General features: G+C 62.2%; 10 protein-coding genes. 7 read left to right on the plus strand and 3 right to left on the minus strand.

Annotated elements, in window-relative coordinates; genetic code table 11:
• Window positions 1–114 precede the first annotated feature (114 nt).
• From KC8_RS02585 to hflX, 4 genes are read left to right on the plus strand one after another with little or no spacing between them, the layout of a single operon-like run.
• A complete protein-coding gene (locus KC8_RS02585) occupies window positions 115–2,301 on the plus strand; it encodes a HAMP domain-containing histidine kinase (protein WP_010123684.1) in 2,187 nt (728 codons plus the stop codon).
• Window positions 2,301–3,686 (plus strand): nitrogen assimilation response regulator NtrX, encoded by a 1,386-nt coding sequence (gene ntrX, locus KC8_RS02590; protein ID WP_010123683.1) that lies wholly within the window; start codon window positions 2,301–2,303, stop codon window positions 3,684–3,686. Before KC8_RS02585 ends, ntrX begins: the two co-directional genes overlap by 1 nt.
• Before the next feature lie 54 nt (window positions 3,687–3,740).
• A complete protein-coding gene (gene hfq, locus KC8_RS02595; protein WP_257789637.1) occupies window positions 3,741–4,301 on the plus strand; it encodes an RNA chaperone Hfq in 561 nt (186 codons plus the stop codon).
• Entirely contained in the window at window positions 4,298–5,596 is a 1,299-nt protein-coding gene (gene hflX / locus KC8_RS02600; protein ID WP_010123679.1) for a GTPase HflX, read from the plus strand. The genes hfq and hflX overlap by 4 nt, the downstream gene beginning before the upstream one ends.
• On the opposite strand, the gene mazG is transcribed toward hflX, so the two are convergent.
• Complete coding sequence (gene mazG / locus KC8_RS02605; RefSeq protein WP_010123678.1) at window positions 5,559–6,335, minus strand: nucleoside triphosphate pyrophosphohydrolase; 777 nt, start codon at window positions 6,333–6,335, stop codon at window positions 5,559–5,561. The genes hflX and mazG overlap by 38 nt on opposite strands.
• Window positions 6,336–6,590: 255 nt before the next feature.
• Here mazG and purB point away from each other — a divergent pair, with 255 nt between their 5' ends.
• Window positions 6,591–7,904 (plus strand): adenylosuccinate lyase, encoded by a 1,314-nt coding sequence (gene purB, locus KC8_RS02610; protein ID WP_010123677.1) that lies wholly within the window; start codon window positions 6,591–6,593, stop codon window positions 7,902–7,904.
• A gap of 56 nt (window positions 7,905–7,960) precedes the next feature.
• Here the strand turns inward: purB and KC8_RS02615 are convergent, their stop codons facing one another.
• Window positions 7,961–9,676: an acyl-CoA dehydrogenase gene (locus tag KC8_RS02615; RefSeq protein ID WP_010123676.1), complete on the minus strand. Its 1,716-nt coding sequence runs from the start codon at window positions 9,674–9,676 to the stop codon at window positions 7,961–7,963.
• A 52-nt stretch (window positions 9,677–9,728) separates the two neighbouring features.
• On the opposite strand from KC8_RS02615, the gene KC8_RS02620 reads away from it, so the two are divergent.
• Window positions 9,729–10,691 carry an L-threonylcarbamoyladenylate synthase gene (locus KC8_RS02620; RefSeq protein WP_010123675.1) on the plus strand — a complete coding sequence of 321 codons (963 nt, stop codon included), beginning with the start codon at window positions 9,729–9,731 and terminating at the stop codon, window positions 10,689–10,691.
• A gap of 3 nt (window positions 10,692–10,694) precedes the next feature.
• Here KC8_RS02620 and msrA read toward each other — a convergent pair whose 3' ends face one another.
• On the minus strand, window positions 10,695–11,237 hold the full coding sequence (gene msrA, locus KC8_RS02625; protein ID WP_010123673.1) for a peptide-methionine (S)-S-oxide reductase MsrA: 543 nt from the start codon (window positions 11,235–11,237) through the stop codon (window positions 10,695–10,697).
• Window positions 11,238–11,387: 150 nt separating this feature from the next.
• Here msrA and KC8_RS02630 point away from each other — a divergent pair, with 150 nt between their 5' ends.
• On the plus strand, window positions 11,388–13,799 hold the full coding sequence (locus tag KC8_RS02630; protein ID WP_050805346.1) for a PAS domain-containing hybrid sensor histidine kinase/response regulator: 2,412 nt from the start codon (window positions 11,388–11,390) through the stop codon (window positions 13,797–13,799).
• The last annotated feature ends 6 nt before the right edge of the window (window positions 13,800–13,805 follow it).

Below are 13,805 nucleotides of genomic sequence, written 5' to 3' on the forward strand. Positions count from 1 at the left end.
TGCGTGCAACGGGATTGTGGTAGAGCGGCCACGATGTCTGCGTCGTCGCCTCCATCTCGTAGCGAAGGTCTCACCTGGCTGAGGCGCATCGCTCTGATTTCGCGCAGGCGGCTTATGCCAGCGATCGAAATCGCAACCCTGATCGCAGCGATTTCCATCGCGACAGGCAGCTATTTCATCGTGACTGGCGGGGCAACACCGGCGAGGCTTTTGACGCCGCCGCTGGTCGCGTTGCTTCTGGTCGCCAATCTCGTGCCGGCGATGGCTTTGCTGGTGCTGATGGCGCGCCGGGTGGCGAAGGGTAGGGCTGCCCGATCGCCGATCGGCGGCAATGGGCGCCTCCACGTCAGGCTGGTCGCCGTTTTTTCGGTCATTGCAAGCGTGCCGACGCTGTTGGTGGTGATCTTCGCTTCCTTGCTGTTTCAATATGGCGTCGAATTCTGGTTTTCCGATCGCGCCCGTACCGTGCTGGAAAATGCCGACAGCGTGGCGCAGGCCTATGTCGAAGAGAATAAGCAGCGCATCGTTGCCGATATCGTCGCGATGGGCGGCGATGTGAACGGTTATGCTGCTGAGTTCGGAGTCGATTCTCCCCGGTTTGCGGAAGGTCTCGCATGGCAGGTGTCTGCCCGAAATCTTTCCGAAGCGGCCGTCATCACAATTGGGGCTGATGGCGCGCGGCGGCTGATCGCGGGCGCGAATCTCGACAATCGCCCGCTTGATCTGCGTTTGCCGGCGGCCTCCGTCGCCGAACTGCGACAGGGGCGCGCCCGGGTTGTCACCGATGCCGGCGATCGCGTCGAAACGGTGGTCCGGCTGGACCCCGAAGCTGAAGTGTATCTCTACGCATCGCGTGGCGTTGACCCGATGGTGCTGCAATCGGTGGCGCGGGCGAAAAGCGCGCGGGGCGATTACGCCTCGCTCGTCGCACGGTCGCGGTCGCTCCAGTTGCAGTTCAATGCGGCGCTGCTGGTTGTATCGCTGCTGATCGTGGCAACGGCGATATTCATTGCGCTGAAGGTGGCGGACAGGATCGTTCGGCCGATTTCTGGGCTGGTGGGTGCGGCTCGGCAGGTCGCGGCTGGGGATCTGTCCGCTCGGGTGACGCTGCCGCGATCCCATGACGAAATCGGCACGCTGGCCGCGGCGTTCAATCGCATGACCCGGAAACTCGAAGAACAGACAGGGGCGCTTGTTTCGGCGAACCAGCAACTCGACAGCCGACGCGCCCTGACGGAAGCGGTGCTGTCAGGGGTAAGCGCCGGCGTCATTTCGGTCGATCGGGAAGGCATGATCCGCCTGGTCAACCTTTCTGCCGCCGAACTGTTGAAGACCGGGGAGCAAAGCCCCGTCGGGCGGCCGATTGGTGAAGTTGCGCCGGCGCTGGGCGCACTGCTCGACGGAAGCGACCGCGAGGCCGTGATCCAGCTTGAAAGTGGCGGCGAACCGCGCACTCTGGCGGTCAAACTGGTCCGGACGGGCAACGGCCAGGTGCTTACGTTCGACGATATCACCCAGCAGTTGCTGGATCAGCGCCGGGCCGCGTGGTCCGATGTTGCGCGCCGTATCGCCCATGAAATCAAGAACCCGCTCACGCCGATCCAGCTTGCGGCAGAACGCCTCCAGCGTCGTTACGGGCAGGAGGTTCAATCCGACAAGGCGGTGTTCGAGCGGCTCACCGGCACAATCATTCGGCAGGTTGGCGATCTGCGGCGCATGGTCGACGAATTTTCTTCCTTTGCGCGCATGCCGAAGCCGGTGTTTCGCGCCGAATCGATCGTCGATATCGCGCGCCAGGCCTTGTTCCTGCACGAAGTGGCCCATCCCGCGATCGGCTTCTCGCTCAAGGCGCCCGATCAGTTGCCGATCATGGTCTGCGATCGGCGACAACTGGGTCAGGCCCTGACCAACGTCGTCAAGAATGCGGTCGAAGCGATCGAGGCGAAAGGCAAGGGGGCCGAAGGGGTGGTCGCGATGTCGCTTGCTGTCGATGGCGACAGGTTGAGCATCATCGTTGCCGATAGCGGCATCGGCCTGCCTGCCGAACGCGAACGCATCACCGAACCCTATATGACGACGCGTGCGCGAGGCACGGGCCTCGGTCTCGCGATTGTTCGCAAGATCGTGGAGGAACATTTTGGAACAATGAGTTTTTCTGATCGTGATGGGGGTGGCACCGTGGTGGCGATGACGTTCGACGTCGCGACACTGCTGACACTCGATCACGCCAATGATCAGGAATCCGCCGATGGCGATGCCGCTGGCTTGCCTGCCCTTACCCGCCAGAAGAGTGATGGATAATGAGTCTGGACGTATTGATCGTCGACGATGAGCAGGACATTCGCGAACTGGTCGCCGGGGTGCTGGAAGACGAAGGGTATCAGGCGCGCACGGCTGCCGACAGCGATAGCGCGCTGGCCGCACTGACAGAGCGCCGCCCGTCCCTGGTGCTGCTGGATGTATGGCTTCAAGGATCGCGCCTTGACGGGTTGGACCTGCTGGAAGAGATCAAGCGACGCGACCCGTCGATCCCGGTGCTGGTCATATCCGGTCACGGCAATATCGACACGGCGGTGGCTGCGGTGCGGCGGGGGGCTGCCGATTTCATCGAAAAGCCGTTTGAGGCTGAACGGCTGCTGCTGCTTGTTGCGCGGGCGACCGAAACGGAACGCCTGCGGCGGGAAGTGGCGTCGCTGAAAGCGCTGATCGGGCAGGAAGACGAACTGACCGGCAATTCCGCTGCGATCAACACCATACGTGCGACGCTCAAGCGGGTTGCGGCCACCGGGAGCCGCGTGCTCATCAGCGGGCCGGCCGGGGTTGGCAAGGAAGTAGCGGCCCGTTTGCTACACCTGTGGAGTCCCCGTGCTTCGGCGCCGTTCATCGTTGTTTCCGCGGCCCGGATGACGCCGGATCGGGTGGAGGAAGAATTATTCGGCGTGGAGGAGGGGGGCGAACTGGTCCGCCCGGGTCTGCTCGAACAGGCGCATGGTGGCACGCTCTTCCTCGACGAGATCGCGGATATGCCGACGACGACGCAGGGGCGTATCCTGCGCGTGCTGACCGATCAGAGTTTCAGCCGGATTGGCGGCACGCGAACGGTGAAGGTTGATGTCCGTGTGGTGTCCGCATCGCAGCGCGATCTCGCCGGGGAAATCGCCGAAGGGCGCTTCCGCGAAGATCTGTATTATCGGCTGAATGTGGTGCCGGTGCATCTGCCTGCCCTGTCGGAGCGGCGGGAGGATATTCCTGCCCTGGTTGATCATTTCGTCGCCCGTTTTGCGGCCGAACGGCGCGTGAGCACGCCGGCTGTGTCGGCCGAAGCGATGGCCGCGTTGCAGACCTACGAATGGCCCGGCAATGTCCGCCAACTGCGCAATGTTGTCGAACGGACGATCATTCTGGCTCCGGGCGATCGGCTGCAGGTGATTGACGTAGATATGCTCCCCCCCGAAGTGATGAGCGATCAGGAGCGTATCGTGCCGGGCAATGCGGCCAAATCGATCATGGGAACGCCGTTGCGGGAGGCCCGCGAAACGTTCGAGCGGGAATATCTGCGCGTCCAGATCCGGCGATTCTCGGGCAATATCTCGCGTACGGCAACGTTCATCGGCATGGAGCGGTCGGCGCTTCACCGGAAATTGAAAACGCTGGGCCTTGCCGATCCCAAGGATGGTGAAGAGTAGACAGCCATAGACGCGCCTTCGCGGGTGCGGTAAGCCAAGACTGTCCCGCGATCGGTGGGACAAGCACGACGCCGGCAAAGGCGCTCAAGCGGGCAATGTCCCGCCACGAATCCGGAGACCGGACTTATGGCCGATAAGGTCAACAACCTGCAGGATATCTTCCTCAACACGCTGCGCAAATCGAAGACGCCAGTGACGATGTTCCTGGTGAAGGGCGTGAAGCTGCAAGGCATCATCACCTGGTTCGATAATTTTTCGGTGTTGTTGCGTCGCGATGGTCAATCGCAGCTGATCTACAAACACGCTATCTCGACGGTGATGCCGGCGCATCCGATTGATCTGTCCGAGGTCGACAAGATTTTTGCCGAAGAACGCAAGGCAACGCTGCTTCAGGAAATTTTCCTGAGTGCGGTGCGTAAAGCGCGCGAGCCGGTGACGATGTTCCTGGTCAACGGCGTGATGCTGCAGGGCGAAATCGCGGCTTATGATCTGTTCTGCATGCTGCTGCGGCGGGATGGGATGAGCCAGCTCGTCTACAAGCATGCAATTTCTACGGTACAGCCGGCCAATCCGCTCAATCTGAGCGGCGTTGACAATGATGCGGGCGACGATTGAGCGTTTTCAACCGGGCGGATGATGACGGGCTGGGCCGCGGCGCGAAGGCGATCGTGGCTCTTCCCGATCGTGGCAGCGGCACCGGGCGCGATGCCGAGGCGCGGCTAGACGAGGCGGCAGGCCTTGCCGCCGCGATCGGCGTGGATGTCGTCGAAAAGATGGCATTTCGCCTGCGTGACCCCAAGCCCGCCACTTTGTTCGGCTCGGGGCAGGTGGATACGATCGCGACGGCCGTGCGCATGGCCGAGGCTGAACTCGTTATTGTCGATGGCGCGCTGTCGCCGATCCAGCAGCGTAATCTGGAAAAGGCCCTCGACGTCAAGGTCATCGACCGGACTGGCCTGATCCTCGAAATTTTTGGTGAACGTGCGGCAACGGCCGAAGGGCGGCTTCAGGTCGAACTCGCGCATCTGGATTATCAGGCAGGCCGTCTCGTTCGGAGTTGGACCCACCTTGAACGTCAGCGCGGCGGCTTCGGCTTTCTGGGCGGTCCGGGTGAAACCCAGATCGAAGCCGATCGGCGGATGATCCGCGATCGCATGGCCAAATTGCGTCGTGAGCTGGAAAATGTCACCCGCACGCGGGGGCTGCATCGTGCGCGGCGGCAGCGTGCGCCATGGCCGGTCATCGCACTCGTCGGTTATACGAATGCAGGAAAATCCACCCTTTTCAATCGCATGACGGGTGCAACGGTGATGGCGGAAAATCTGCTGTTCGCCACGCTCGATCCGACAATGCGGCAAATATCGCTGCCGGGGATCGACAAGGCGATCCTGTCCGACACCGTAGGTTTCGTGTCCGATTTGCCGACGCAATTGGTCGCCGCATTCCGCGCGACGCTGGAAGAGGTGACAGCTGCCGATCTGATCGTGCACGTCCGTGATATCTCGCACCCGGATACCGAGGCGCAGGCGGCCGATGTGGCGGCAGTGCTTGCCGAAATCGGCATAGGCGGCGGGGAAGGGGGCATTCCCATCTTTGAAGCGTGGAACAAGCTCGATGCGCTGGCGCCGGACGATGCGGCGCACGCCATGGCCGAAGCTGAACGCCGGGACGATGTCGTGGCGATTTCGGCATTGACGGGCGAAGGCGTCGACCAGCTGGCGCGGGCGATTTCGGGCTACCTGACACAGGGAAGCCGGCGGTTCAGCCTGTTGTTGGATCCAGCCGATGGCGGCGCGATCGCCTGGCTGCATGCCAATGGCGAGGTGCTGGTGCAGGAAATGCGCGACGATCAGCTGGCCGTCGAAGTGAAACTCAGCGAGGCGGATTGGGCGCGTTTCCAGGCGCGGTGAGCGTCGCTTTTTCTGCCGCTTTCACCTGATCCCACAGTGCATCCTTAGCGGAAAGATCAAGTGCCGGGAACGCCTTACCCGCGATTGCTTCCATGCCGTGGAAACGCCGTTCGAACTTGGCATTCGCCTGGCGTAGCGCGGCTTCGGCGTCAACGCCGTGGTGGCGCGCCCAGTTGACCACGGCGAACAGCAGGTCACCGATTTCCTCGGCGCGTGCGTTTGCATCGGGGGCGGTTTCAACTTCGTCCAGTTCCTCGATGATTTTCGCGCGCGGGCCATCTGCATCGTCCCAGTCGAAGCCGACGCGCGCTGCCCGTTTTTGCAGCTTTTCAGCCCGCAAGAGTGCCGGCAGGCCCAGCGCGACGCCGGCCAGCGCCGATCCTGCGCCGTTAACCTTTCGCTCTTCCGCCTTGATCGCTTCCCAGCCGGGTGAATGGCTGTCGCCGAAAACATGCGGGTGCCGGCGGATCATCTTGGCGCAGATGGCATCGACAACGTCATCGATCGCAAACGCACCGCGTTCCTCGGCCATCCGGGCGTGATAAACGACCTGAAGTTGCAGATCGCCAAGCTCGTCGACAAGCGCCGCCATATCGTCGCGCGCGCACGCATCCGCGACTTCATAGGCTTCCTCGATCGTATAGGGCGCGATGGTTTCGAACGTCTGCACCCGATCCCACGGGCAGCCATTTTCAGGATCGCGCAGTTGCGCCATGATCGAGACGAGACGTTCCAGCATAAGGGGCCTTTGGTTTGAGGGAGCGTCGCTGAGACGACCGCATATTAAAGTCTGATAATATACATTATGTTAAATTTATATCGATATCGGTCGTTACATATCGCCACAGCGTGCCGCGCGCACAATCCTGCATTCTGGCGGTATTGGTGCCAACTGGCTTGAACGGCCCGTTCGAAAAGCCGCATCCGGCATTTGATGCAGCGTACCGGCTCTGCTAACCGCGCGAGCAACTTTCCCCTGTGCAGGACGCCCGGCATGATCTCCCGCTATTCGCGGCCCGAAATGGTCGCCATCTGGAATCCAGAAACCAAATTCAGCATCTGGTTCGAAATCGAAGCTCATGCCACCGATGCGCTGGCCGAACTCGGCGTTGTGCCCAAGAGCGCGGCCAAGGCACTGTGGGATTGGTGGAAGACCAATCCGGCCATCGACGTGGCCGCCATCGACGCCATTGAAGCCGTCACCAAGCATGACGTCATCGCGTTTCTGACCTGGGTCGCCGACAATGTCGGTGATGAGGCTCGCTTCATGCATCAGGGCATGACGTCGTCGGATGTGCTCGACACCTGCCTTTCCGTTCAGCTTGCGCGTGCAACGGACATCCTGATCGCCGATCTCGACCGGTTGCTCGAGGTGCTGAAGCGCCGCGCATATGAGCATAAGCTTACCGCTACGATCGGCCGCAGCCATGGCATTCATGCCGAGCCGGTAACCTTCGGTCTCAAACTGGCGCAGGCCTATGCCGAGTTCGATCGCAATCGCACCCGCCTGATCGCGGCACGGGCCGATATCGCAACCTGCGCGATTTCCGGCGCTGTCGGCACGTTCGCGAATATCGATCCCAGTGTCGAAGTGCATGTCGCTGAAAAGATGGGCCTTGCGGTTGAACCCACGTCGACCCAGGTGATCCCGCGCGATCGCCACGCGATGTATTTCGCCACGCTTGGCGTGATCGCTTCGTCGATCGAACGCCTGGCCACCGAAATCCGCCATCTCCAGCGGACCGAAGTGCTCGAAGCGGAAGAATATTTCTCGCCGGGCCAAAAGGGTTCGTCGGCGATGCCGCACAAGCGCAACCCGGTGCTGACCGAAAACCTGACGGGTCTGGCCCGTATGGTGCGCGGCTATGTCACCCCTGCGCTGGAGAATGTGGCGCTGTGGCATGAGCGCGATATCAGCCATTCTTCGGTCGAACGCTATATCGGCCCGGACGCGACCATCACACTCGATTTCGCGCTTCAGCGTCTGACCGGCGTGATCGACAAGCTGTTGGTCTATCCGGAACGAATGGATAAGAATCTCAATAAGATGGGTGGTCTTGTTCACTCGCAGCGTGTGCTTCTGGCGCTTACCCAGGCTGGCATCAGCCGCGAAGATTCCTATCGCCTCGTCCAGAAGAACGCGATGAAGGTGTGGGAATCGGACGGGCAATTGTCTTTGCTCGAACTGCTCAAGGCGGATCCCGACGTCAGCGCTAAGCTTTCGGCAGCACAACTCGAAGAAAAGTTCGATCTCGGCTACCATCTTAAGCATGTCGATACGATCTTCGCCCGCGTGTTCGGCGAATAATATCGTCTTATATCAACGCCATCCCCGGAAATGTTGGGATGGCGTTGATCATTCGGTCAGGCCGCGAAAATCGCTGTGTCGATCGTGTAAAGGCCTGCGGCACCAGCTGTCGCCCCTTCCGCCAGCCCGATGGCCTCGGGCACGACGCGATCGAGATAGAAGCGTGCAGCGGCTTGCTTGAGGGCCAGAAACGCAGGGTCTATCCCCTGGGCGGTTGCGGCTGCCCTGCTCTGCCGCGTCAGCAGCCATCCGGCCACCGCCACTGACAGCATGGTGAGCAGGGGATAACTGCCAGCCAGCTGATCGTCCACATCGGCACCAGCCAGCCGGGCCGAAACCACCTCGACCGCATCGGCCAGCGCCATCAAGGCCCCCTCCTCCGCGGCTTCGGACCGGATGTCGGCAAGCAGCGACGCGAGAACAGCGCCGCCTTCCAGCCCAAGTTTGCGGCCAACGAGATCCGCGGCCTGGATGCCATTCGTACCTTCGTAGATGGGGGCGATCCGGGCATCGCGATAATGCTGCGCCGCACCGGTTTCCTCGATAAAGCCCATGCCGCCATGCACCTGCACGCCAAGGCTGGACACCTCGCAACCGACATCGGTGCCATAGGCCTTGGCCAGCGGGGTCAGCAGATCAAGGCGGGCACTCGCCGCTTTGTCTCCCAGATGGCCGCGATCCGCCTGCCCCGCCGCATAATAGATCAGTGCGCGGGCAGCCATCGTCAGCGCTTTCATCCGCAGCAGCATCCGCCGCACATCGGGATGTTCGATGATCGCGACCGGCGTCCGCGAAGGGGCGCCTGCCCGGGCCGACTGGATACGGTCGCTCGCATAGGCGACTGCGGCCTGTGTCGCCCGTTCCGCAATGGATACGCCCTGCAGGCCGACGTTGAGGCGGGCATTGTTCATCATTGTGAACATCGCCCGCATTCCGCCATGTTCCGGCCCGATCAGCCAGCCATGACAGTCGTCATTGTCGCCATAAGACAGCACGCAGGTGGGTGATGCGTGAATACCCATCTTATGTTCGATCGATACGCAGCGCACGTCGTTGGGCGTTCCATCCAGGCGGAACTTTGGCACAAGGAACAAGGATATACCGCGCGTTCCCGCCGGGGCATCCGGTGTCCGGGCGAGCACCAGATGGACGATATTATCGGTCAGATCATGATCGCCGAAGGTGATGAAGATCTTGGTGCCCTTGATCCGCCAGCTGCCATCCCCAGCCGGCGTAGCCATCGTGCGCAGCGCGCCGACATCCGATCCGGCCTGCGGCTCGGTCAGGTTCATCGTGCCGTTCCATTCGCCCGTGACGAGGCGGGGAAGCCAGGTCGCCTGCTGTTCGGCTGAACCATGCGTCGTCAAGGCTTCCACTGCCCCGGGGGTTAGCATCATCACGAGCGAGAAACCCATGTTGGCGGTGCCAAGATCCTCCAGCACCGCCGTCGCCAGCGAAAAGGGCAGCCCCTGCCCGCCATGTTCGGGCGCAGCCGCAAGTGATCCCCAGCCGCCTTCGACATAAGCGCGATAGGCAGCGTGGAAACCGTCCGGCATCCGAACGCCATCGGCCGTCCAGCACGCGCCTACCGTGTCGCCGATCCGGTTCAGCGGCGCAAACTCGCCGGCGGCAAAGGCCCCTGCCCCTTCGAGGATCGCATCCACGACATCCGGGCTGGCGGCCGAAAAGGCTTCATGCGCGGCCAGTTCGTCGATGCGGACGACGTGCTGCATCAGAAAACGCTGCTCATTGACGACGGGGCGATATGTCATCTTGGTTTTGCCTGGCCTTGTGTGTTGGGTGAACCGGCTATAGCGCCACGCTGTGAGCCAGCAAAATCCACCCGTCCACACGGCAACCTGCCCCTACGGCCCGGCCGCGATTGCCCGCGCCACCGAATTGATTCGCGATGGCCGGCCTGTCGCGATCGCGACCGAGACGGTCTATGGGCTGGCTGGCGACGCCACATCGGACGAAGCCGTAGCGCGCATCTATGCCGCCAAGGGCCGTCCGAGCTTCAATCCGTTGATCGTGCACGTGCCGACGGTGGCGGCCGCGGCCGAAATCGCTGAAATCTCTCCCCTGGCCGAACGGCTTGCCGATGCTTTCTGGCCTGGCCCGTTAACGATGGTGCTGCCGCTGGCGAAGCACTCGCCGGTCGCCCCGCTGGCTACCGCGGGCTTGTCGACCGTGGCGGTTCGGGTGCCGGCCCATCCGGCAATGCGTGCATTGCTGGAATCTGTCGGCCGGCCGCTGGCTGCCCCGTCCGCCAATGCCAGCGGCGGCATCAGCCCGACGACGGCGGCGCATGTGGCTGCATCTCTGGCCGGTCGGATCGACCTTATCGTCGATTCAGGCGCCACCGCACGAGGGATCGAATCGACGATCATCGCGGTGGCCCCCGATAAAATCCGCTTGTTGCGCCCCGGCCCTGTCACGACGGCGGAAATCGCGGCCGTGGCGAATCTGCCGGTGGAAACCGCCGGCACGGGGACGATCGAAGCGCCCGGCCAACTTGCGAGCCACTATGCCCCGTCGCGGCCGCTCCGCCTGAACGCCACGGAAACGCGCGCTGGCGAATGGCTGATCGGCTTTGGCAATGTCGCCGGCGACGCGACACTTTCGGCAACGGGGAACCTGGTCGAAGCCGCCGCAAGGCTGTTCGCTGCCCTGCACGAGGCCGACGCATCCGGCCGCATGGCGATCGCGGTGGCGCCCATTCCGCATACCGGACTGGGCCACGCTATCAACGATCGCCTGTCGCGGGCTGCTGCCCCCCGCACCTGAAGGTTAGGCTGGCTGGCGCTTCAGCCGCGCGGCATAGCTTTTGCGGAACTTTTGCAGCTTGGGGGCAACGACCGCCATGCAATAGGGGTTGGCCATACCCTCGCGGGCGAAATATTCTTGATGATAGTCCTCGGCCGGATACCAGGGGGCAAGCGGCTCGATCGTCGTGACAACGGGGCGCGGGATAAGGGCTTGCGCGCGGGCGATCGCAGCCTGGGCTTCGGCTTCCTGTTCCGGCGAATGGGGGAAAATGGCTGAACGATATTGCGTGCCGACGTCGTTGCCCTGCCGATTGAGCTGGCTCGGATCGTGCACATGGAAGAAAATATCCAGCAGGTCGCCATAGCTGATGATGTCGGGATCAAAATGCAGCCGGATCGCTTCGGCATGGCCGGTATCGCCCCCGCAGACCTGCTTGTACGTGGGGTCTGGAACCGATCCGCCGATATAGCCGCTTTCCACCGCATCGACGCCCAAGACGTCATCGAACACGGCTTCCACGCACCAGAAGCAGCCCCCTGCCAGCGTTGCGACTTCTTCTGCCATCGACGGTTCCTTTCACCAATATCTGCCTGCGTGACATAATGGCGTGGCGCTGATGTTCAATCTGATTGCGGAAGCGGGCCTGCCCCCGTTACTGTGTTTGCAGATGTCCGCAGATCTGGATCATGGCCAGTCGGTGCCGGAGCGGGTGGTTTGAACGCCCCAGCCAGCCAGTATCCGGACGCAGGCGAGTTCGCTCAATATGTGCGGGCGGTGGATTGGGGAGCGACGCCGCTCGGCCCGATGCAGCACTGGCCGGCATCGTTGCGGATCACTGTTGACACCCTTCTGGCTTCGCCGGTTGCGATGGCGCTGGTCTGGGGTGCCGACCGGAACATGATCTACAATCAGGCCTATGCCCGGATTGCCGGTGCCCGCCATCCGGCCGCAATGGGCCAGCCCGTCAGAACCGTCTGGCCGGAAGCCTGGGATAATTGGAATCGCGACATATTCGAACGGGGATATGCGGGCGAGGCGATCGCCGCGCGCAACCAGCCGTTGGGGTTGGCTCGCGACGGTGCCCTCAGGCCCTATTGGTTTGACCTATATTATACCCCGATAGTCGAAGGTGCGGCTGTAGGCGGTGTATTGTGCGTCGCAGTAGATTGCACGGAACGGCACCATTCCGAAATGGCCCTGCGCGAAAGCGAAGAACAGTTTCGCACGCTTGCCGAAGCCGTTCCGCACCATGTCTGGATGGCGGACGCGACGGGCAATTTCAGCTGGTTCAATTCCCGCATCTATGATTTCGTCGGGGTTCCGCCGGGTGCTGATCTCAACGGTGAATGGGCGCCGCTGGTCCATCCCGATGATCTTGATGCCATGCTGGCGGCGTGGACGGCGGCTCTGGCCGTGCAATCGCCATTCGAGCACAGCTATCGCATGCGCGGTCATGACGGCGCATATCGCTGGCACCTGGCCCGCGCGCTGCCGACGCGCGACGATGCGGGCAGGTTCGTTCGCTGGATTGGTACCAACACCGATATTCATGATCAGCGCGCCGATACCGGAGACCTGATCGAGCGGAATGCGACGCTGGAACAGCGGGTCGCCCTGCGCACGCGAGAACGGGATCGCATTTGGAACGTCTCACGCGATTTGCTGCTTGTCGCCGATGGGGATGGCCGCTGGCTGGCCGTGAACCCGGCCTGGCACCGTACATTGGGGTGGAACGAAGCCGATCTGCTCGGCGGGCGCTCGGCGGCCCTTGTCCACCCCGAGGATCAGGAAGCCACGGCTGCCGAACTTCGTAAACTGCGTGCCGGACAAAGCAGTGAGCGCTTTGAAAACCGCATCCGCGCACAAGACGATCGGTATCGGACGATTTCATGGACGGCGGTGCCCGACGATGGAATGATCTACTGCGTCGCGCGGGATATCACCGATGAACGCGAAGCCGCGCAGATGCTGGCGGAAACCGAAGCCGCGTTGCACCAGGCACAGAAAATGGAAGTTGTCGGCCAGCTTACAGGTGGCATTGCGCATGATTTCAATAATCTGCTGCAGGGTATTACGGGATCCCTGGATATTGTCCGCCGGCGACTGTCGAACGGGCAGCATGAAGATGTTGCCCGTTTTCTCGATGGTGCAGCGGATTCCGCGCATCGGGCGGCAACCCTCACGCATCGGTTGCTTGCCTTCGCTCGCCGTCAACCGCTGGATCCCCGGCCGACACGCGCCAACCAGCTGATCGAATCGATGGAAGATTTGCTTGGGCGTACATTGGGCGAGCGGGTGACGTTGCGGTGCGATCTCGCGGCGGATCTGTGGTCAACCCATTGTGACACCAACCAGTTGGAAAGTGCGGTGCTTAATCTGGCGATCAATGGCCGCGATGCGATGCCGGACGGCGGCACGCTGGCGATCGCGACGGCCAATGTAACGGACAGCCGCCATCTGCCAGCGGGCCTGCCTCCCGGCGACTATATCCGCATTGCGGTAAGCGATATCGGTAGCGGAATGCCGCCTGAGGTGGCGTCGCGCGCATTCGAACCCTTTTTCACGACCAAGCCGAATGGGCGCGGCACAGGCCTCGGCTTGTCGATGATTTACGGTTTCACCCGCCAGTCGCGCGGCAAGGCGGTGATCGAAAGTGTGGAAGGCGCCGGTACGACCATCGCGCTCTATCTGCCGCGCTGGCTGGGCGGCGAAGGCGACATGCCGGCAACGGATGGGCGAACCGAAACGCCGGTGGGCCACGGCGAAACAATCCTCGTGATCGAAGATGAAACTGTTGTACGGCTGATGATCGTCGAACTGCTCAACGAATTGAGTTACAAGGTGATCGAAGCCGCAGATGCCGAACCCGGGCTGGCGATCCTGCGGTCGGGCGCCCATGTTGATCTGCTGGTAACGGATATCGGCCTTCCCGGAATGAACGGTCAGGATTTCGCCGAAGAAGCGCGTCGCCTGCACCCCGATCTGCCCATATTGTACATGACCGGCTATTCCGAAGCCGCGACACGCCCGGAAGGTTTCCTTGGACCCGGTATGGCACTGATTACGAAACCATTTGGCGGCGATGCCTTTGCCCGACGCATCCATTCCATGTTGCTTGGCGGCTGATCGGCC

It is taken from the genome of Sphingomonas sp. KC8 (assembly GCF_002151445.1).
GTDB lineage: Bacteria > Pseudomonadota > Alphaproteobacteria > Sphingomonadales > Sphingomonadaceae > Sphingomonas_E.